Below are 22094 nucleotides of genomic sequence, written 5' to 3'. Positions count from 1 at the left end.
TATCTTATTTACTCAAACCAGTGTTTTGTTCTATTAGCAATTCCAACTAAAGCTAACATCACAGGTACTTCTACCAAAACTCCAACTACAGTAGCTAAAGCAGCTCCAGATTTAAGACCAAATAATGAGATAGCTGTAGCTACTGCTAACTCAAAAAAGTTACTAGCTCCAATCATACTTGCTGGAGCAGCTACTGAATGGTCTAACTTAAGCAACTTAGCTCCACCATAAGCAATAGCAAAGATAAAGAAGGTCTGAATAGTTAATGGTATTGCAATCAATAAAATATCTAATGGATTATTTAAGATAATATCCCCTTGGAAAGAGAAAAGAATAACCAATGTTAATAATAAACCAGTGATTGTAAAGTTACTCAACTTCTCAAGATATACATTCTCAAACCAATCAATCCCCTTATTCTTAATTAAGTACTTACGTGATAAATATCCTGCCACTAAAGGTACTAAGATATATAAGACTACAGATAAAAGTATCGTATTATAAGGAACTGTAAAATCTGTTACCCCCAATAAGAAGATAATAATTGGTGCAAAAGCAAAGACCAATACTAGGTCATTAACTGCTACCTGGACTAAAGTATAACTAGCATCACCATCAGTTAAATAACTCCACACAAAGACCATTGCTGTACAAGGTGCTGCCCCTAATAATATTGCACCTGCTATATACTGTTCTGCCAACTCTGGATTGATAAAAGCCCCAAAGATATTCTTAAAGAATAACCAAGCAAAAAAAGCCATAGTAAAGGGCTTGATTAGCCAGTTAACAACTAAAGTCAATGCCAAGCCTTTAGGTTTTCTTCCTGCTTCTAAAATACTACCAAAATCAATCTGAACCATCATTGGATAAATCATAAACCAAATTAAAATTGCCACTGGAATAGAAACTTGAGCATATTCAAACTGGCTTAATGTCTCTGGGATAATCGGTAAAAAGCGTCCAACTCCAATTCCAATTACAATACATAAAGCTACCCAAACTGTTAAATACCTTTCAAAAAATCCTAATCCTTCTTTCTTCTCTTTTACTTCTGCTTGACTCATAGATTTTTCCTCCTTATTATTCAAAGCTTTCAAGGGTAAATCTCTTAATAAACCCTAATTTTTTAATATCTAATTTCAATTTAGAATAATCATCGATTAAATTTTGGTGTAAATAAATAGTTATCTCATCCTTTACAAGCTTTTGATAATCTACTATATGATCTTTTTTAGGACTTCCCTCAATTATTTGAGGTGGAGTTTTAGCCTGGCGGATTCCACCAGGCATTAACTTTCCTCCACAGCAACTATTAACTGTTAACTGCCGAATAGTAATTACTAAGTTTCTTCCCTTAGCATAAGCCTTTAACTTTGGTTCAATTACAAGCTCCATCTATTAGCTATTTCCTTTTTCAAAAACTTCAACTAACTCTTCAGCTAAATCTGTCTCTTTAAGAGCAGCAGTTAGCTTAGCTACTGGATAGATAACTTCGATAAACTCTGTTTTGACCTTACCATCAATTACTTCAATAATTGTATAAATAGCGTTAGGGTTACCATGCTTTGGCTTACCAATACTACCAACATTCATCATATGCTTACCCTTGATGATTCTATGGTAAGGTAGGTGGGTATGTCCACAGACCAAGATATCCTCTTCTATTTCTTCTGCTACCTCTTTTACTGCTTCACTATCTTCATATAAGTATTCATTAATCTTTCTAGGGCTACCATGGACAAATAAAGCAGTCTTATCCTCTATCTCCAAAGTCAAGCTAAAAGGTAAATTTGCTAAGAACTCTTTATTCTCTTCAGTAGTCTCCATTGCAGTATAGTTCATAGAAGACATCCCTATCTTCTGAGAACGCTCTGTCTTATAATCACAACCACAAGCAATTCTTCTATTACCGATAGCATCATCATAATTACCTTGAATAGTCTTAATCCCTTCCTCTTGAATTTTAGCGATTACCTCATTAGGATAGGGACCATAGCCTACTAAATCTCCAGTACAGACTATCTCCTCAATATTTCTTCCTTTAATATCCTCTAAGACACTCTCTAAAGCAAAGATATTACCATGTACATCTGAAATTACAGCTACTCTCATTGTAAAGCCTCCCTTTATATTATAGTTTACAGTGTATAGTGTACAGGGGATAGTTAAAACTTTGAAATGCTTTTGATCTTAACTGTATCCTGTAAATTGTTAACTGTACATTTTACTTATTATATAATGCCTTACCAGCTTCAATCAAAGTATCTAAACCTTGAATCTCTTTGGCAAATAAAGGCATTTGAATGATTGGAGCATTAAATTTATTCTCCATATTAGCTAGATGCTCTTCTTGCATCTTTCTTCTTTTTTTAAAGTAAGGTGTAGTACAATACTCTGCTGGCAGAATCTGATTGGCAACTACCAGTTGTGTCTCTACATTAACAGTCTCTAACTCTTCAACAGCTCGATGTGCCTCTAAAATGGGTGTGTTTTCAGGGTAGACTACAAAAGAGAAGGTAGTCTGCTTCTTATCCTGTAATTTAGCTATTACCCTTTTAAATTTCTGCTGTGACTCTAAATCTGCTTGGGTACTAGTATTAATTGATGTTTTAAATTCTAATTGCTGCTCCCAATTCATTGGTAACTCTAACAGCCTTAAAGTATGACCTGTCGGGGCTGTATCAAAGACAATGATTTGATAGTCATCTTGTTCAGTATAATCTACAAATTTATCAAAAGATGCCATCTCCTCAGTACAAGGGGAATCTAACTCTTCTTTAAGTCCCATTAACATCTCTTCACTATATTCCTTTAACTTAGCATCTGCTAAGACTTTTTCTTTATACTCCCCAGCAACCTCTTTAGGATCAATCTTAACAATATCTAAGTTATCTACTCCAGTAACTTTAGTAACTTCACCTGAAACTTCTTGTTCAAAGACATCCTCTAAATGGGAAGCAGGATCTGTAGTTAATAATAAAGTCTTATAACCTAATCTCGCTAAGTAAACAGCAGTCACCGATGAGATAGAGGTCTTACCTACCCCACCTTTACCAGCAAAAAAGATTAGGCGTGGTTCTTTAGCTGTTGGTAATAATACTTGAGCATCATCTCTCATTATCTTCCCTCCTTATAAAGGATAGCAGCTACTTTAGTTAATACTTCTAATCCTTTGATCTCTTGATCTAATAAGTACATCTTCTTAGTTGGCAAGTTAATTTCTTCTTCTATTTGAGTTAAATACTTTTGCTGCATCTCACCCCTCTTTTTAAAGAAAAGATTTTGACACTCCTCTTTAGGTAAGATTCCATTAACAATTATATTGCTAGTATTAATTCCAATCTCTTGTAATTCTTGACTAGAACGGATTGTCTCTCTAATTGAACTACTTTCAGGATGCATTACAAAAACAAATTCTGTTCGATCAGTATCCTTTAATAATTCCACTGCACGGTCATACTTTTCCTTTGATTCTTGAATATTCTGCACAGGTCCCATACATGTTTGACCACTACCTTGGGCACTCTCTTCGATATGTTTACTCCAATCAACAGGTAATTCTAATAATCTAATGGTATGACCTGTTGGGGCTGTGTCAAAGATAACTATGTCATATTGGTCATCATCCATAAAGTCAATAAATCTATCAAAGGATGCCATCTCTTCAGTACAAGGAGAGTTTAATTGTTCTTCAATCAGCTTTAGCATCTCATCATTAAAGATTTCCTTCATTGGTGCTAAGGCTTTCTCTTTATACTCTTTTGTTGCTTCTTTAGAGTCTATCTCCATAGCAGATAAATTATCGATTCCAACAATTTTAGTAATCTGATGACCAATCTCTTGTTCAAAGACATCAGATAGATTAGCAGCTGGATCTGTAGTTACTAGAATAGTATTAAGTCCTTTTCTAGCATAATAGACAGCAGTAGTAGATGCCATTGAAGTCTTACCTACTCCACCCTTACCAGAAAAGAAGATAAATTTAGTTTCAGACATTATTTAGCCTCCTTAACTTTTGCTATCTCGGCTTTTAACTCTTCTAAAGTTGGGTACTCTCCTAATTTAATAAAGGTACCATTGATTGCAGTTGCAGGTAAATCATTAGTTCCCTGAGTATTAACTAGATTTAAAATAGCTTTATTCTGTTGAAAAGCAATAGGATTATTATTCATCGAATTTCGCTCTACTTCAATACCTTCTTTTTTTAACTGTTTTAGTGCATCATTAAATTTAACAAGTTTGTCATCAACACTAGGACCACAAACTCCTGTTGGGCAGCACATTGGCGGCTCATAAATAGTAACCTTAATTTTACTCATTAAAATTCCTCCTTATTTTACCTACCTATTGTTCACAAGTACTTCTTTCAAAATTACATTTTTGAGCATCATAGGTTGTGATATATTTTAAATTATTCTGTAATTGTTCAAATACTTCTTGATTTAACTCATAATCTACCCATCTACCTCGCTTAGTAGCAATAATTAAATCAGCATTTTTAAGTATCTTTAAATGGTGAGAGATATTTGGTTGGCTCAAATCCAACTCTTCAACTAAGTCACAGACACACATCTTCCCACAGGATAAGAGATTGATAATCTCTAAGCGAGTATTGTCTGCTAGAGCCTTTAACACTTCTGCTATATCTGCTATATTATCCATTCTATTCTTCCTCTCCTATTTAAAATTTCTACTTAATCCATAAACATATTTATATCTATTTATATATTAGCATTGATTAGTATTTTTGTAAAGTTAACTTTTAGTTAACTCTCTATTATCTATATTCAATTTTTGTGATAATATAATACGGATATATTACGACACTGTTTACTTTAAAAATTAAACAAAATATTAGGTACCACCCCAAGAGTACTTCTTCAAGCGTAGTGCCTTCAGGGCGAAAAAAGTAACCAAACCTACGGGTTTCAAAGAACAAACCCTCCGTGGCAAAGGCCACTCACTACGCCATTAACATTCATTGAAATTAATAAATTCAAGAGTCCTAATTCAAAGATTATCCTAAACCTAATTATTTTTTAGAATACTTGCTTCGTTCAAATATTAATTTCCTTCGCTTTTAAATACCTTAACTGTAAACTAGTACGAAAGTGTCCCATTATCTTTATTAAATATAACCTTATCATAATTTTATATGTCATAAAAATAAAGATGCTCCAGATTATCAGGAGCATCTTTATTAATTATATTAATTCGATTAGTTGCTTACTCTCTATCTTTTCTTTGATATCATTTAAGTCCTTACCTAAGTTTGTTTCAATAGCTGCTACCATTGCACCTTCTACTAAAGGTGCACTACTTACTACTACATTGGTATAACCTTCTAATTCTAAAATCTCTAAAGCCATCTTCGAATTCATTAAAGAACTACCTACGTCTCCGATTATAATAACACCCTTATCAGTATATAATTCCTCAACAGCCTCTATTATATCCTCTATATCTGTCCCAATTCCCCCATATCCATCACCACCAATTGAAATTAGAGGTATCTCTCTGGGAACCAGTTCTTTGACTAATCCTTCTATTCCCTCAGCAATTTTACTACTATGTGAAACTACTAATATCCCAACCATTCCCACTCTTTCCCTCCTTTATTTAGCTTATATCAGTCCATTTCATAAAATAAAATCTAAGCAATCAACTCATTGTTATTAAACTCTTATTATACTTATAATCTAAATGAATTCTTTATTAAATAACTATCTCAGGTAATTATGAAATTTCCTGAAACCCTGTAGTTAATTTTATTTTATCAGATTATTATAAAAATTTCATCTTATATTTAGTCTTAAGGGATAATATACTTATGTAACTATCCTAAAAAATATTACCACTAAAAGCAATACTGCTAACAATCACCACATAAAGGGTTTATGGGAATATTAATCTATTTATTTCTCCTTAAAATAGATTTATTATTAGATAATTATACATAAATAAAACCACCCCATTTATATAAAAAAGAGTGGTTAAATATATCTGATTACAGATAACTTTAAAACTGAATTCATTTCTTAGCTAAATCTCTAGTAGCAACTACATCTATTCCTGTATCTAAAATATTTTTAATAACTATATCCCCTAATTTTATAGGAGCTTCTAATTCAACTTGAGCTATCTCTACCATAGCCTTCTCTAATAATCCTTTAGGAATAGGTTTGGCAGTCTTAACTGGAACTAAAGGCAATACTCCACCTTTAACTTTAGCAGTAGTTGGTAAGATTCTAGTTGGATTAAAATATTCAGCTTTAGCGTACTCAATTCCTCTAGGACAGCGATTACCTTCTATCTTCTTTATCTCTTTGTCTAAAACCTCTACTTCTAAATCACATCCCATGGGACAACTAACACAAGTTATACGTACTTTATCCCCCATTATTCTGCTCCCCCTTCCTCAATCTTAACTTCAACTCTATTACTTGCTAATTGCTCGATCATCTTTTCTGGTAATGGAATACTAATCATCTCTGCTGGTTTTACATACCTTTCTTTCTTACTAAATAACTCCTCATCTCCATCCATAACAACTATTCGGGCATTCTTCATGGGTCTTTTGCCTCTCATATAGAGCTCTACACGCTTTCTGCCCTCAATCTTTTCAGTTACCTTATGGGGCACAATATAGCCTATATTATCTCCAGCAACTATACTAACCTCTTTCTTAGCTTTTTTTATCCCACCCTGTAAATATAGAGCAGCGGCTTTACCAGCTAACTTACTTTCTTCAGTCACATAATCGACCAAATCATGGACATGAAGGACATTTCCACAAGCAAAGATACCCTCAATACTGGTTTCTCTACATTCATTCACGATTGGTCCACCTGTTACAGATGATAACTCAATTCCTGCTTCCATCGATAATTCATTCTCTGGAATCAAACCAACTGATAATAATAAAGTATCACATTCAATATGGTATTCTGATTCTGGAATTGGCTTTAAATTCTTATCAACCTTTGATACAGTAACTCCCTCTACCCTCTCTTTACCATGAATTTTAGTTACAGTCTGGCTTAATCTCAAAGGGATATCAAAGTCATCTAAGCATTGAACAATATTTCGAGTTAATCCTCCTGAAAAGGGTAATAGTTCCAATACCGCTTCTACCTCTGCCCCTTCTAAGTGCATCCTTCTAGCCATAATTAAACCGATATCACCAGAACCTAAGATTACAACCTTCCTTCCTGGCATATAGCCTTCCATATTGATATAACGCTGAGCAGTACCTGCACTAAATACTCCAGCTGGTCTACTACCTGGAATACCTATCGCTTCTCTAGTTCTTTCCCTACACCCCATTGCCAATACTATAGCTTCAGCTTTAATCTCCAGCATCCCTTCCTTAGAATTGACAGCATAAACCTTTTTATCAGAGCTAACCTCTAATACCATTGTATTTAGCTTAATCTCAACCTCTCTTTCAGCAACCATCTCCATAAAACGCTGAGCATACTCTGGTCCAGTCAACTCTTCACCAAAAAAATGTAAGCCAAATCCATTATGAATACATTGCTGCAAGATTCCACCCAACTCAAAATCCCTTTCTATAATTAATATATCTCTAACCCCTTGGTCATAAGCCTCTTGAGCTGCAGCCAATCCCGCTGGACCTCCACCTACAATCACCAATTGATAAGACTGTTTATTCATTATCTGCCACCCCTTTCTGCAAAGAATCTTTAACTTTCCCTACTAAAATCTGTGAATTTTCTCTTTCTAATTTAACCTCCGTCTTAGAAACAGCTAGCTCTTCAGATAAGATTTCTACAACTTTTGGTCCACAAAATCCACCTTGGCAACGCCCTGCTCCTGGTCTTACCCTCCGTTTAATAGCATTTACCGTTCTTGCTCCCACTGGCTGCCTAATTGCATCTAAAATCTCCCCTTTAGTAATTGATTCACAACGGCAGATAATCTCACCATAATTTGCATCCTTTTCAATCAGCTTCATCCTCTCTGCTTGACTCATATGTCTAAATTTAGGAATCTCCTGTTCATGAGGGTCAAAGTCCTCCTTCTCTTCTAAACCAGCTAACTCTTCTTTTACGATTCCAACTACCATCTCAGCAATTGCTGGTGATGAAGCCAACCCCGGTGATTGAATCCCAGCTACATTGATAAAGCCTGAGACCTTAGCACTGGCCTCAATTAAGAAATCGCCAGTCTCTTTAATCGCTGGTCTGAGACCTGAAAACTCCTTAATTATACCCTTCCTACTTAAGTTAGGTATAGTCTTTTGAGCACCAGCTATTACCTTATCCAATCCTTTTTGAGTATTTTGAAGATCATCCTTATCCTCTATCTCCTCTGCGGTAGGACCAATCAATAGATTAAGCTCATCAGTAGGTGTTACCACTATACCTTTACTAACCTTAGTAGGTACTGGAAATATAGTATGGCTAACCTTGATATCTAAGCTCTTATCATATAGATAATACTCCCCCTTACGTGGGGTAATCTTAAAGTCATCAATTCCAACCATTCTAGCTATCTTATCTGCATATACACCTGCTGCATTGATTACTAGCTTAGTCTCTATATCACCTTTAGTCGTTTTTACTAGCTTAACTAAGCCTTTATCCTCAATATCTAAAACCTCTGCCTCCAACCAGATCTCTGCTCCATTTCTAACTGCATTATTGGCTTGAGCAACGGTTAGTTCAAAGGGATTAACAATTCCAGCCGTTGGAGCATATAAAGCAGCTACAGCTTTCTTATTTAATTCAGGCTCCATTTCAAATAATCTATCAGAATTAATAATCTCTAAATCAGGTACTCCATTCTCTCTACCATTCTCAAGTAAGGCTTCTAAAGTAGGTAAGTCCTCTTCATCATAAGCCACAACCAAAGCCCCTATCCATTTAATTGGAACTTCTAACTCTTTTTGAACCTTTTTCCTAAACAACTGATTCCCTCTTACATTTAACCTTCCTTTTAACTTATTGGAATCAGCATTGAACCCAGCATGAATTAAAGCAGTATTTGCCTTACTAGTTCCAGTACAGACATCAGCTTCCTTTTCAACCAATAATATATCTAGCTTATACCTTGCTAGCTCACGAGCAATAGCAGTTCCTATTACTCCCCCTCCAATAATCAATATCTCTGTTTTTTTCAAGATAAACCCCTCCATAAAATTTAATATAATTCGTTATGCTGGTTAGATTTTAATATATATATAATTTCTTTTTATGGGTATATTGCGATACTTTTTACTTTGGAAAGTAATTAAACTTTCTTAGGTTGCAGCCCAAGACTACTTCCTATGGGGCGCGCCTAAGGGCGCCTTACTTTTGGCATTGCCCCAAAAGTAAGCAAACCTACAGGTTCATATTTAGAACCCTTCGTGATAAATCCAGTCTAGAAAAGAATTAACCTACGAGTTTTAAAAAACAAAAACTCTTCGTGGCATAACCAGCCCACTCACTACGCAATCAAAACACTAAGTATTATCAATTATTAGACTCTCTAATTAAAACTTTATTGTACTCTAAATCCTATTTCAATTTTTGCTTTGTTCAAACAATAATTCTTTTCGTCTTTAAAAATCTTAACTGTCTCTACGAGTCTAGAAACCCAGACTCTTCGTGTAAACTACTGTTAACTGAAGTAAAAGTGTTGTAATATCTAATTATTGTATTAGTTTACTATCATCAAGAAATTAATATAATAAACCTTTTATCATCCTCACTAAAATTAAAAACCACATTTAAGTTTAGAGGAAAGTAGGCAGACTACCCCCTTGCTACTTAAATGTGGTTTCTCTATTCTCTACCACAAAACTGTATTATGTTATAATATATTATATTTCTCTTCAATTAAAAAATGACCTTTTTAATTGAAAATTTTATTCCTTCTCTTCCCAATCCATTGCTCTTTTAACAGCCTTCTGCCAACCAGCATATAATTCTTCCTTCTTATCCTCATTCATTTCCGGTGTAAATACCCTATCCACTTTCCTCTTAGTCAATACTTCTTCTTTATTCTCCCAATATCCTACTGCCAATCCAGCTAAATAAGCTGCACCTAAGGCAGTTGTTTCAGCAACTACAGGTCTTTCTACATTACTTCCTAATATATCAGCTTGGAATTGCATCAAGAAATTATTAGCTACTGCCCCACCATCAACCTTTAAATCTTTGAGTTCTAAGCCCGAATCTGCTTCCATTGCAGTTAATACATCTCTTGTCTGATAAGCCAATGATTCTAAGGTTGCCCTAATAATATGTTCCTTACTACTACCTCTAGTCAACCCTACAATAGCTCCCCTAGCATACATGTCCCAATAAGGTGCTCCTAGCCCAGCAAAGGCAGGTACCACATAAACACCATCTGTACTATCTACTTTGGTAGCAAAATATTCAGAATCTGGTGCTTCCTCGATTAATTTAACCTCATCTCTTAGCCATTGTACTGCTGCTCCAGCAATAAAGATGCTTCCTTCCAAAGCATAGTTGACTTCCCCATCAAGTCCCCAAGCAATAGTAGTTAATAATCCATTCTCTGAAGGAACTGCCTCTGTTCCAGTATTCATTAGCATAAAGCATCCCGTTCCATAGGTATTCTTGGCCATCCCCTTCTCATAACATCCTTGACCAAAGGTAGCTGCTTGTTGATCACCAGCTATACCAGCAATTGGTACATTCTGACCAAAAAAGTGATAAGCTACAGTCTGACCATATACCTCACTACTTGACTTAACCTCTGGTAATATGGATTTAGGAATATCTAGTATTTCCAATAACTCTTCATCCCATTTCAGATCATAGATATTATAAATCAAGGTTCTAGAAGCATTGGTATAATCAGTTACATGAACCTCACCACCTGTTAACTTCCAAATTAACCAACTATCTATTGTTCCAAACCTTAATTTACCAGCCTCTGCTTTCTCTTTAGCTCCCTCTACATTATCTAAAATCCACTTGACCTTAGTCCCAGAGAAATAAGCATCTACCACTAGACCCGTCTTGCTTCTAATTGTATCTTCTAAACCTTTATCCTTTAATTCATCACAGATAGCAGCGGTTCTTCTATCTTGCCATACAATTGCATTATGAATAGGCTTTCCACTCTCTGCATCCCAGACTACAGTAGTTTCACGCTGATTGGTAATTCCTATACCAGCTATCTGAGTAGGTTTGATATCGGCTTTAGTTAAAGCTTCAGACAATACTGACATTACACTTACCCAGATTTCATGGGGGTCATGCTCTACCCAACCTGGCTTAGGATAAAATTGCTTAAATTCCTTTTGAGCAACACTTACAATCTCACTATCCTTATTAAAGATAATCGCTCTAGAACTTGTAGTTCCTTGGTCAATAGATAAAATATACTCTTTCATCTTTATACCCCCTTAAAATTATAATGCTTCAGAAACCCCTTCTGATTCAATACTTTTATTAAATATTTCAGGTAGATAAGGTCTAATTAGCCTCTTATATATTATAGCACCTAAGATTCCTCCTAATAACGGTCCTATAATTGGTACCCAGAAATAGAAGTTATGTTTAGTAAAAGGAATTGAACCCCAACCTGCTAAGGCAGTAAATAACTTAGGTCCAAAGTCTCTTGCTGGATTGATAGCAAAACCTGTTAATCTTCCTGCTGTACCACCTATAGTTGCTACTAATAAACCAACACTGATCGCTCCACCTAATCCCTTTGGTGCTGTACTATTAAAGACATCCCCCATCGCCATAATCCCTAATAGTAATATAGCAGTTAAAATTAACTCAATCAACATCGCTTTGAAATTACCTATATTATTCATAGCAAAGGTAGAAAAGATACCTACATTGGCTCCTGTCTTTTCAAGAAATTGCTCAGCATAGATAAAATATGCTCCTGCTGCTCCTATAAAAGCACCTATAGTTTGTGCAATACAGTAAGGAAGAACCTTCTTCCAAGGAAAATCTCCAACTGATGCCAAAGCCACTGTTACTGCAGGATTAATATGGGCACCTGAAACCCCACCAGTAATATAAACTGCCATTGCAACTGCTAAGCCCCATAATAAACTCAATTCCCACTGACCAATATCAGCTTGCAATAATACTAGATTGGCTACAGTTGCAGCTCCAAAGAAAAGTAGTATTGCTGTACCAATCACCTCAGCCAAGCACTCACCATACAGATTATTCTTTTCCACAAAAAAACCTCCCTTTATCTGTTTTTAAAATGTAAAAAAATAAAAGTAACGCCTTTTATCTAATATCACCTCACTTTACTATAATCTACTCTTAATTGCAATATTGTCAATTTTCTGATAATTACTGAACTAACTTGGTAGATAGTAATGAAAAGACTATGTTTCAAAGAAGACATAAATAAACCCCTATTCTACTCACATAGGCACACTATACCCATTGGACATAGCTTTCCTAAGAAAGTTGAATAGGGGTTCTCTTCTTCTCTACCCTAATTTTATTCTCATGTATTAATATCATATTAACATTATAACCTCAATATTACAGTTTTGCAAGTAAATATTAATTTAACAATCTTTTAATTTTCTAATTATTTAAAGTCAAAATTCCACAACTCTCTCTGGCTTGTAGAGATAGCCAAAATATCCTCTTTTAATAAACCTTTAACCTGCTCAATTTCTTTTATCAATCCACCTGCAATAATTGGAATATCTAATTCCTGCTTTAATTCACCGATCAATTCTGGAATGACCAATCCTGGCAACACCTCTATAAAGTCTGGTTTAGTAGATTTAACTATATTAATACCTGTCCGTAATGATTCAGAATCCAATAAGAATAATCGCTGAATTGTTATCAGACCTTCCTTTTTAGCTGACTTAATTAAGTGACTTTTAGTAGTTACTATTCCATCAACACCTATCTCTTGCGATAGGTATTTTATAGCTTCTTTATCACTACCTATCCCCTTAATCATATCAATATGTAAAAAGACTAAAGTATCTAACTCAATAGCCTTATTTACTAAGCTGGCTAAATTAGATAATTCTCCCCTTAAGATAAATAAAACATCTATTTTATCAGCAGGAACCTCTTCTAAATCATCTATATCTTTAATTGCAGCAATTATAGGTTGTTTAGTTAAAACATATTCTATATACATAAACTCCTCCTTTAAAGCATTTTATTATATACAATAATTTCAATAGTCCCATAAAAAAACCTCTAATTTAATAAAAAATTTAGCCAATAACTGACTAAATTTTTAATACTTTTATTCGATTAATAATTTGCCTTCTTTCATAATTAATTCTCCATCAATCTCAACTGTTGGCTTTTCAATAATTCCATCTAAGTGGCTGTCAACTGAAACCACTCCTCCCATTCCAGCATTGTCACCAATAGCAATATGAACCGTTCCTAAGACCTTCTCATCCTCCAATATATTCCCTGTTAATTGAGCCTTATCATTGGTTCCAATCCCTAACTCAGCTATATTTCGAGCATCTTTACCATAGGGTTGGATGATTTCTCTTAGCCTTTCAGCTGCCTCTGTACCTTTAATCTCTGTGACATATCCATTCTCTACAACAAGTTCAATCTCTTCAGTATGCACTTTAGCTTCAGCCATTGAACCATCAACTACAAATTTTCCTTCAGATTTTCCTTCTATTGGAGCTATATAGGCTTCACCAGCAGGAAGATTTCCAAACTCTCCTCTCTTATGATAGATACCTGTATCAGGATGACCTGCTCTTCCTTCAATTATCATCTTGATATTGGTTCCATTGGGTGCTGTCACTTTGACCTCTTTACCCTTAGTCAACTTCTTAGCAACCTTTAATCCTCTCTCTTTAATCACCTCATAATCTGCATTCAAAGCCCTCTTCATCATCTCTTCTGTCACATCTGGCATAGTAGTAGCCCTTGCTCCAGCATCACAAGCATCGATTCTGGCTTTAGTATGAGAAAGAGACTTAGAAGTAGGCATAATCACTACATCAGCATATTTCATCGCCTTAGCAATTAATTCAGGCGGCTCTTCTCCATGGTTCTTTCGTGGAATCATTTCTGTTAAGATTGCTTCTGCTCCCAACTCTTTAGCTGCTTCAAAGATAAGCTCACCAATCTTCTTTTTCGGCTCATCTACAATAATTAAGACTTGCTCTCCTTCTTTTACTGCTAAACAATCTTTAACAACTATTCTAGCTGCTTCTTGTAATTTATTCATATCAATCCCCTTTCTAAATACTTCAACTATTTATTATAATTTTAATCAATTTCAGATCTTATTATACTCAGCTACTGATCTAATCAAACACCTCTACAATATAATTAATATATATTTACTATACTTTTATATAAGTAAAACTATTCTATACTTACATCTTTAGCTACAAGATAATATGTATTCTTTCTATCATTATATCTATAAAGAGTTCCTTTTATAGAAAATTTTCTATCACTATACTCATCCTCCTTTAGAATTAAGTCTTTTCTAACTGAAGGTAAATTAGAATAGAATATCTCTATCTCATAATCTCCTTGCTTAATATAAAAAGACTCTCTCTCTACATCTTTTTGGTAGAACTCTCCTGATATCTTTATATCCTTATTTAGATACTTATCTGTAGCAACTAAGATATCAACATATGTTATCTCTTCACTATTTAAATCTACCTCAACTTGCTTAGCACCCTCTATTTTAAGATTCTTAGCTATAAGATAATATGAATTATAGTCATCACTATATCTAAATACACTCCCTTCTACAATAACCTTATTTCCACTGGAGTTAGGCTGGGTTAAGATTAAAGCCTGCATCTTTGCTGAAAGATTATAATAAAAAATCTCTACTTCATTACTACCATTTTTAATAAAGAAGGATTCCCTCTCTGGGTCTTTTATGTAAAATTGTCCTGTCATCTCTACATACTTATTAAGATACTTATCTGGTTCAAGAAGGATTTGATTATAAGTAGCTTTTTGAATATTGTATTCTAACAACTTTCCAGACTTAATACCCCTTAATTTATCATAAGCAGTAGTCCCCTTTATATGATAGTTAAATCGAGCATAATCGACTGCCCTATTGCCAGAATTATCTTCTAAAGTAATATCTGCACCTTCTTCTAGTAATGCCATTATTACCCCTGGATTACTATTATGCTGGGCTGCCCACATTAAAGAACTTCTTCCAAAATAATCTTGATAATTGACTTTAGCCCCTTTATTAATTAGAGTTTTAATTATATCTATATTTCTATTCTGATAGGCTGCAAACATCAATGGGGTACATCCATCATTATCTTTAGCATTTACATCTGCTCCCTTCTCTAATAGGAGATTTATTATATCAAGGCTCTTAATATCCCTTGCAGCTTTCATTAAGGGCGTAATACCTTCGTTATCTTTGGTATTGACTTTACTACCATTAGCAAGCAATACCTTAAAGACATCTGGATTATCATTATTTTGACTTGCCCAATCTAAGGCTGTCTGATTATTAACATCAAGTTCATTGACTTTAGCTCCCTTTGCAATTAGCATTTTAATTATATCTGCATTTTTATTATGGTAAGCAGCATACATTAATGGGGTTTTACCATCATTATCTTTAGCATTTACATCTGCTCCCTTATTGATCTTCTCTTCTATGACCTCTATACTCTCATTATTTAAGATTGAATTTATTAAGTCAGTTCGATTTTGATTATCTCTGACATTAACTTCTCTCTTTTCTCGCTTACTTTCTTCAGTCACATTAACAGTTGAATTACTTGAAGTATTATCTTCTACTAAGGAGTATAAATTAAACATCAATACTAAACATATAAAAGTTACTTTAATCGTCTTATCTATCTGCCTATTCATAAGTCTTCTCCTTCCAAATCTCTATAATACTTTTAAAATTCACAAATTATGTATTTTCAATTTGTTAAAATCACAAATTTGACCCTTGACTTACCTCTTCTTTTAATTTTAATAATTCTTCATTTAAAGTATGGCTATCTTCTAATTCTTCAAACTTATCTTCTAAATAATCTTTTTCAATATCGTTATAAAATTCATTACTAGCCGCAGTTCTAACCTTCAACTCTCTTATTCTCTCTTCTATTATTTTTAAATTTTCATCATTTATCCCTTCTATATCAGCTAAGGTCGTATTAATCTCTTCGGTAATATGTGCATTCTCTTTTTCTGCAATAAGTTCATCTCTCATACTTTCAGCTTCTTCTATTTCTCTGCTTAATTCATCTAATTTTGATAAATGAGAATCAAGACTAGCCTTTCTATGCTCTACCTGTTCCCTATATTCATGATAGAGCTTCTCAAATCTCTTCTTATGCCTTAGAACCTCTCGTGCCTCTGCTTCATTATTATCTTCCAAAGCAGTTCTGGCTCTTTTTTGACAGTAATTCATCCTTTTCCTAGTTTCTTGCTCTTTACCCTTAGCTTCTTCTAGCAATTCAACAGAGGTTCTAACTGTACTCTGAATTTTATTGTACATCTCTTTCATGTACTTAATATCCTCTTCTATATCAACTAGAATATCTTCTATTTCATCATCAATCTTTAAATCACTATTAGCTTCTGAACTCTTTAAGAAGAAATCGATAGGAAAGATAAAATAAACAATAAATACTATTAATAATGCTAAAAATAATTGGAATGATTCTAATGCACCTATAACCATTAATAGAAAGAATATTGCAGCTATTATTCTGATAAATAATATAAACTTTTCTTGTCCATCCAATTCTCCATTTGCCTTACTATCTATTTTTTTCAATCTCTCTCTAGGAACAATTACATAGCCTATAATAACAAATACTGTACCAACTATCACATCACCCCTACCACCTTGCCATAAGCCAATAGCTAAAAGAACAATAAATAAAGCTACTATCAATCTTATTATTTCAATAAACTTCCTTAACACAAATAATCACTCCTTAAAACGAAGATATAAAATTAAATAACTATATTCTCTATTCTTTATTTATCAATCAGATATTAACTATTTTATTCTCAATAATCTATAAATTTCCTTTTAAAATTTAAATTTATTAATCTATATCCCCAAATATAAACAAGCAAGTACCTTAAGGTACTTGCTTGTTTATATTTATTATTTAATTTTATTGCAATACCATCAAAAAATAAAAAAATTCTGAGTTTTACTCAGAAAATAAAAGTGGTACCGAGGGTCGGACTCGAACCGACACGGGAGTTAAATCCCACCGGATTTTAAGTCCGGTGCGTCTGCCTATTCCGCCACCTCGGCAAACTGCTAATTTACAATTGTTTTTTTATGGAGGCGGCACCCAGATTTGAACTGGGGAATAAAGGATTTGCAGTCCTCTGCCTTACCACTTGGCTATGCCGCCCTAAAGTTCAGTTGACAGTGTATAGATTTAGTTCTTAAATCTTTTGATCTTAACTGTTCACTGCTAACTGCATTTGATGGTACCCCTCCGTGTTTTATAGTTCAAAAACACTTCGTGATAATCTTAATTTTAGTGGTACCCCCAAGGGGATTCGAACCCCTGTCGCTGGGATGAAAACCCAGTATCCTAGGCCACTAGACGATGGGGGCCTATTGAAAAGCAGTGAATAGTTAATAGTGAGCAGTTAAAAGATTTTAAGAACTTAAATCTCTTGAACTAAACTCCTTACTTATCACTCTTCACTCCTTACTGTTTTTAAAATAATGGTGAGCCATGGAGGATTTGAACCTCCGACACCCTGATTAAAAGTCAGGTGCTCTACCGACTGAGCTAATGGCCCATATGTTAGTTACTAAGTACCCCAACATTTATAAATATTATAATAATTATCCCTAAATGTCAAGAAAAAATCTTAAAAAAGTTAATTAGCTAATATTCCCTTTCTTTGCAGCACTTCTAAATAATAATATATTCATAGATAATTGTCAAGAGATTTAATGCTTTTTCTGCTAATTTAATAAAGGGATAAATAACTTGCTATTTTCAGCAAATTATTTATCCTAAATTAAAAATTACTATTTCCTAAGCTGATTATCTTCTGTTAACCAACTATTAACAGTCTCTAAGTTATTATCTACAAATTCTTTAGCTGCCTTCTTAGGTTCCATTCCATTTTGTATCTTTAACATGACAGAAGATAGCTGCTCTGTTGTAATTCTGTATTTTTCTAAAAACTTAGCTAACTCTGGTAAATCTTCTCTAATCCCAGGTCGTCCTATACTCTTAATATACTCTCCACTACCCATTGCTAATTCAGGGTCCTTTAAAAACTTAAGATCCCATTTTGCCCATTTCCAATGGGGTTTCCAGCCAGCAACTGCTATCCATTCTTTATTCTTGATTGCTCTAGCCAATTCAGCAGTCATAGCTGGTCCACTACTATCAATCACCTGCCAATCTTCTAAGCCATAGGTAGGCACAACCTTATCCTTAATAATAATCATCTCAGCTGCTCCTGGATCTATTCCTACTATCCTCTGCTCAAACTTGTTGGCATAGTCTTTTAACTCTGCCAAACTATCTATTTTGACATATTCAGGTACTACAATTCCAATTTGAGCTGATAAATAGTTATTATTTAATTCAACAAGCTGGTCACCAAACTTATCCCAATAATTCTTAGCTGTATCTGGTAACCAGGCACATACAAAGGCATCTATATTACCTCTAGCAGTACCTTGGTACATCGCCCCTGCTTGTAATACTGGAGTCTCTACTTCATAGCCTATTCTCTCTAAAACCTCTTGAACAATATGGGTAGAAGCTTCTGCTGAAGCCCACTGTACATAGGCAATCTTAACTTTACCTTTGCTCTTATCTACATTACTTTGAGTTTCTTGGCTACTTTGTGGTGCTTCAAGCAGACCACACCCTGTTAAAGATAATACTACTAAAATTAAGACTGATACAAAAATATAATTTTTCTTAATTCTAAAGATAATAAACTCCCCCTATATATTATTATATTTACTTATTCCCTTATGAGCTAACTCTATCTGAACTCTGACTGATACCACTAGTAACTCTATCTAAGATGATTGCTAGAATTACTACAGCTAAACCAGCCTCAAAACCAACTCCTATCTCCATTCTTTGAATCCCATTAAGCACTTGTGCCCCTAAACCACTGGCTCCAATCATTGAAGCTATAACTACCATCGATAGAGATAACATAATTGATTGGTTAATTCCAGTCATAATAGCTGGTAATGCCAAGGGTAATTTAATCTTTAAAAGCATCTGCCATGGGTTTGAACCAAAGGAATGACCAACCTCTTCTAATTCACTTGGTACTTGACTTAATCCTAATTTGGTCAATCTAATTGCAGGTGGCATAGAAAAGATAACTGTTGCCATTATTCCCGGTACATTACCGATTCCAAAGAACATAACAGCTGGAATCAAGTAGACAAAAGGTGGCATAGTCTGCATAAAATCTAAGACTGGTGTAAGTAATTTATCCAAGAAATCATTATTACTCATTAAAATCCCCATAGGAATACCTAACAATAAGGAAATTACTGTAGCCACAAAAACCAACACAAAGGTCTGAATAGTAGGTGTCCATAATCCCATACTAAATATCAATAATAGACCTACTAAAGTAAAGGTTGCTACCTTCTTATCTGCCAATAACCAAGCTATACCTACAAATAATAATATGATCACTAATGGTGGCAAAGCCAAGAACATTTCCTCTGTTTGAGCCATAAAATTGCCAACTACCTGTGAGACCATTTCAAAAAAACTACCAAAATAAACTAATAATAAATCAATAAACTTCTCTACAATAGAACCAATTCTTATATCCATTTATATAATCTCCTCTCCAGCTAAGTTAGCCAGTACAGTACTTTTAACTATAATACCTAATAATCTATCATTATCATCAACTACTGGTAATGGAATATCCAAATCAGCTATATCAGCAAATAATTCATCTATACTCTCTTTAGGATTGGCAGTCTTTGTTTTGTTGATCAAATTAGCTAAGTTATCCTCACCGTTATTGACTGCCTCTAAAGCATCTTCTCCTCTGATAACACCTTTAAACTTGCGATGTTCTCCTACTACAAAGATACTTGAAATTCCCTCTTCCTTCATCTTATGCATAGCAGTTTTTGGTCCATTATTTTCATAAAGTAGAGCTAGAGGTTTAACCATAATATCTTTAGCAGTCAATACCTTTGAACGATTTACATCCTGTACAAACTCTCTGATATAATCATTCTCAGCATTATTTAATATCTCTTCTGGAGTACCAATTTGAATAATATCACCATCCTTCATAATAGCGATCCGATCCCCTAATTTTAAAGCTTCGTCTAAATCATGAGTTATAAATATTATAGTCTTGTCCAACTCCTCATACAACTCTAATAATCTATCTTGCATATCCCTTTTGATTAATGGGTCTAAAGCACTAAAAGGCTCATCCATTAATAAAATATCAGGGTCAATTGCTAAGGCACGTGCCAATCCTACTCTCTGCTGCATTCCACCACTTAACTGATCTGGGTATTGGTCTTCCCAACCTGCTAATCCTACAAGCTCTAAAGCATCTTTAGCTATTTCTACTCTCTTACCTTTAGGAACATCTTGAATTTCCAGCCCAAATTCCGTATTCTCTAATATAGTTCTATTTGGCAAAAGTCCAAAGTTTTGAAATACCATTCCAAACTTATCCCTTCTAACTTCTCTTAACTCCTCTTTACTCAAATCAGTTAAACTAACACCATCTAGTCTAACCTCTCCTGCTGTTGGCTCAACCAATCTATTAAGGCACCTCAATAAAGTTGATTTTCCACTGCCTGACAATCCCATGATTACAAAGATTTCTTTGGAATTGATCTCAAAGTTTGCGTTATTGACCCCTACTGTTAAACCCGTCTCTTTAAATACCTCTTCTTTTGAATAACCCTTTTCTAATAATCTAATCGCTTCCTGTGGTCTTCTACCAAAGACCTTATAAAGGTTATTTACTTCAATCTTATCCACTTATTCAGCCTCCTATAATATTTAATTTATTGATAAACCTTTAACATATATAAGCACTTTTAAAGGCAATATATAACTAAATATCTTATCTCAAAATTAAGTAACTTATCAAATATATGTAGCTATAACTCTTTTTCGAGCTTATATATTACAAAAAGATACTTACAACAAAAAATCTTTGGAATATTCCAAAGATTTAAATATATATATTTAAAATTACTTAATGATAGTACTTATTAATATTGTTACCACTCATACATATTATAATATATACCTTGCTTTGTCAAATTGACCAAAATCAAATTAAAATCTATTAAAAAATTAGAGAACTATCTGCTTATTAATTCCAAAAATATAATTTAACTAAAATTAAATCTGACTTAGGAATAAAACCTATATCATATAAATGATACTCCTTTAACTTAGGATTTATCTCTTTAGCTTTTTTGATAAAAGAACGTAACTCTTCAATCAGATGTAATGAATCTGTATCTTCTGAATTATCTAAATCTATGTACCGGTTGATAGTCAATAAATTCTTATTCATAATTATTCCTCCTTAACCCATCTATATATTATAATATGCAAGTAACATTGATTGTGTGAAAATTTATTTACATATTAATCTTAACATCTTCTTCTTTTAATATTCTAAAACTCGCTGATATCTTCCCTGAAATATGGTATAATAAACTAATATATTATAAAAATGGAGGTATTTTATGGGATTCTTAGATGGATTGATGGGTAATGCTACCGAGATGAATGTTAAAGAGATAGAACAGGAGCTATCTGGTGTATTACTTAATGGAGAACGTGTGAGCAAAGGCTATAAGGTATTGAGAGATTTTTTTGTATTTACTGATAAAAGACTTATTATCGTAGATAAACAAGGAATTACAGGAAAAAAGGTTGAATATCATTCAATTCCTTATTCAAGTATCAGACATTTTAGTGTTGAAACTGCTGGTAGTTTTGATGCAGACTCAGAATTAAAGCTATGGGTTGCAGGTGCGAGTATGCCAATCCAAAAGCAATTTGGAAAGAGTAATAATATTCTTGAAGTTCAAAAGACTCTAGCTGAGTATATATTATAGTAATAGAACAAAATGGGCTACGCCCCTAC

General features: G+C 33.9%; 22 protein-coding genes and 4 tRNA genes. 1 reads left to right on the top strand and 25 read right to left on the bottom strand.

Features of this window, described 5'->3' with window-relative positions:
* Positions 1–8: 8 nt before the first annotated feature.
* The 25 genes from arsB to U472_RS05010 form a co-directional block, all read right to left on the bottom strand.
* Positions 9–1064, bottom strand: a complete 1056-nt coding sequence (gene arsB / locus U472_RS05130) for an ACR3 family arsenite efflux transporter (RefSeq protein WP_068716187.1) — start codon at positions 1062–1064, stop codon at positions 9–11.
* 16 nt (positions 1065–1080) lie between these two features.
* Entirely contained in the window at positions 1081–1395 is a 315-nt protein-coding gene (locus tag U472_RS05125; RefSeq protein WP_068716186.1) for a hypothetical protein, read from the bottom strand.
* A 3-nt stretch (positions 1396–1398) separates the two neighbouring features.
* Positions 1399–2112 carry a metallophosphoesterase family protein gene (locus tag U472_RS05120; protein ID WP_068716184.1) on the bottom strand — a complete coding sequence of 238 codons (714 nt, stop codon included), beginning with the start codon at positions 2110–2112 and terminating at the stop codon, positions 1399–1401.
* A 112-nt stretch (positions 2113–2224) separates the two neighbouring features.
* A complete protein-coding gene (locus U472_RS05115) occupies positions 2225–3118 on the bottom strand; it encodes an ArsA family ATPase (protein WP_068716183.1) in 894 nt (297 codons plus the stop codon).
* Positions 3118–3996 carry an ArsA family ATPase gene (locus U472_RS05110; protein ID WP_068716182.1) on the bottom strand — a complete coding sequence of 293 codons (879 nt, stop codon included), beginning with the start codon at positions 3994–3996 and terminating at the stop codon, positions 3118–3120. Before U472_RS05110 ends, U472_RS05115 begins: the two co-directional genes overlap by 1 nt.
* Positions 3996–4319, bottom strand: a complete 324-nt coding sequence (arsD, locus tag U472_RS05105; protein WP_083189765.1) for an arsenite efflux transporter metallochaperone ArsD — start codon at positions 4317–4319, stop codon at positions 3996–3998. Before arsD ends, U472_RS05110 begins: the two co-directional genes overlap by 1 nt.
* 25 nt (positions 4320–4344) lie before the next feature.
* Positions 4345–4662 (bottom strand): ArsR/SmtB family transcription factor, encoded by a 318-nt coding sequence (locus tag U472_RS05100; protein ID WP_068716177.1) that lies wholly within the window; start codon positions 4660–4662, stop codon positions 4345–4347.
* A gap of 542 nt (positions 4663–5204) precedes the next feature.
* On the bottom strand, positions 5205–5597 hold the full coding sequence (dhaM, locus tag U472_RS05095; protein ID WP_068717231.1) for a dihydroxyacetone kinase phosphoryl donor subunit DhaM: 393 nt from the start codon (positions 5595–5597) through the stop codon (positions 5205–5207).
* A gap of 434 nt (positions 5598–6031) precedes the next feature.
* Positions 6032–6400: a DUF1667 domain-containing protein gene (locus U472_RS05090; protein ID WP_068716176.1), complete on the bottom strand. Its 369-nt coding sequence runs from the start codon at positions 6398–6400 to the stop codon at positions 6032–6034.
* Positions 6400–7677, bottom strand: a complete 1278-nt coding sequence (locus U472_RS05085) for an NAD(P)/FAD-dependent oxidoreductase (RefSeq protein ID WP_068716175.1) — start codon at positions 7675–7677, stop codon at positions 6400–6402. The genes U472_RS05090 and U472_RS05085 overlap by 1 nt, the downstream gene beginning before the upstream one ends.
* Positions 7670–9160, bottom strand: coding sequence for an NAD(P)/FAD-dependent oxidoreductase (locus U472_RS05080; RefSeq protein WP_425415766.1), 1491 nt, complete (start codon positions 9158–9160; stop codon positions 7670–7672). The genes U472_RS05085 and U472_RS05080 overlap by 8 nt, the downstream gene beginning before the upstream one ends.
* Positions 9161–9874: 714 nt before the next feature.
* Complete coding sequence (gene glpK, locus U472_RS05075) at positions 9875–11374, bottom strand: glycerol kinase GlpK (RefSeq protein WP_068716173.1); 1500 nt, start codon at positions 11372–11374, stop codon at positions 9875–9877.
* 18 nt (positions 11375–11392) lie between these two features.
* Positions 11393–12181 carry an MIP/aquaporin family protein gene (locus U472_RS05070; RefSeq protein ID WP_068716171.1) on the bottom strand — a complete coding sequence of 263 codons (789 nt, stop codon included), beginning with the start codon at positions 12179–12181 and terminating at the stop codon, positions 11393–11395.
* Positions 12182–12549: 368 nt separating this feature from the next.
* Complete coding sequence (locus tag U472_RS05065) at positions 12550–13122, bottom strand: glycerol-3-phosphate responsive antiterminator (RefSeq protein WP_068716169.1); 573 nt, start codon at positions 13120–13122, stop codon at positions 12550–12552.
* Between the two features lie 111 nt (positions 13123–13233).
* A complete protein-coding gene (locus U472_RS05060) occupies positions 13234–14190 on the bottom strand; it encodes an aminopeptidase (protein WP_068716167.1) in 957 nt (318 codons plus the stop codon).
* A gap of 140 nt (positions 14191–14330) precedes the next feature.
* Entirely contained in the window at positions 14331–15833 is a 1503-nt protein-coding gene (locus U472_RS05055; protein ID WP_068716165.1) for an ankyrin repeat domain-containing protein, read from the bottom strand.
* 70 nt (positions 15834–15903) lie between these two features.
* Positions 15904–16902: a PspA/IM30 family protein gene (locus U472_RS05050; protein ID WP_068716163.1), complete on the bottom strand. Its 999-nt coding sequence runs from the start codon at positions 16900–16902 to the stop codon at positions 15904–15906.
* Positions 16903–17158: 256 nt separating this feature from the next.
* Positions 17159–17247, bottom strand: a tRNA-Leu gene (locus tag U472_RS05045).
* Between the two features lie 28 nt (positions 17248–17275).
* A tRNA-Cys gene (locus tag U472_RS05040) sits at positions 17276–17350 on the bottom strand.
* A gap of 133 nt (positions 17351–17483) precedes the next feature.
* Positions 17484–17559, bottom strand: a tRNA-Glu gene (locus tag U472_RS05035).
* A gap of 115 nt (positions 17560–17674) precedes the next feature.
* Positions 17675–17750, bottom strand: a tRNA-Lys gene (locus U472_RS05030).
* 235 nt (positions 17751–17985) lie between these two features.
* On the bottom strand, positions 17986–18765 hold the full coding sequence (locus U472_RS05025) for a glycine betaine ABC transporter substrate-binding protein (protein ID WP_281201076.1): 780 nt from the start codon (positions 18763–18765) through the stop codon (positions 17986–17988).
* Between the two features lie 184 nt (positions 18766–18949).
* Complete coding sequence (locus U472_RS05020; RefSeq protein WP_068716159.1) at positions 18950–19783, bottom strand: ABC transporter permease; 834 nt, start codon at positions 19781–19783, stop codon at positions 18950–18952.
* Entirely contained in the window at positions 19784–20968 is a 1185-nt protein-coding gene (locus U472_RS05015) for a quaternary amine ABC transporter ATP-binding protein (RefSeq protein WP_068716157.1), read from the bottom strand. It lies immediately after the preceding gene.
* Between the two features lie 340 nt (positions 20969–21308).
* Positions 21309–21515 (bottom strand): hypothetical protein, encoded by a 207-nt coding sequence (locus U472_RS05010; RefSeq protein WP_068716155.1) that lies wholly within the window; start codon positions 21513–21515, stop codon positions 21309–21311.
* Between the two features lie 175 nt (positions 21516–21690).
* Between U472_RS05010 and U472_RS05005 the strand changes: the two genes are divergently transcribed.
* Positions 21691–22065: a PH domain-containing protein gene (locus U472_RS05005; RefSeq protein WP_068716153.1), complete on the top strand. Its 375-nt coding sequence runs from the start codon at positions 21691–21693 to the stop codon at positions 22063–22065.
* Positions 22066–22094 lie beyond the last annotated feature (29 nt).

The sequence above is a fragment of the Orenia metallireducens genome, assembly GCF_001693735.1.
GTDB classification, from domain to species: Bacteria; Bacillota; Halanaerobiia; order Halobacteroidales; family Halobacteroidaceae; genus Orenia; species Orenia metallireducens.
Note: the sequence above shows the minus strand (reverse complement) of the source record. Positions and strands in the feature narration are given on the sequence as shown.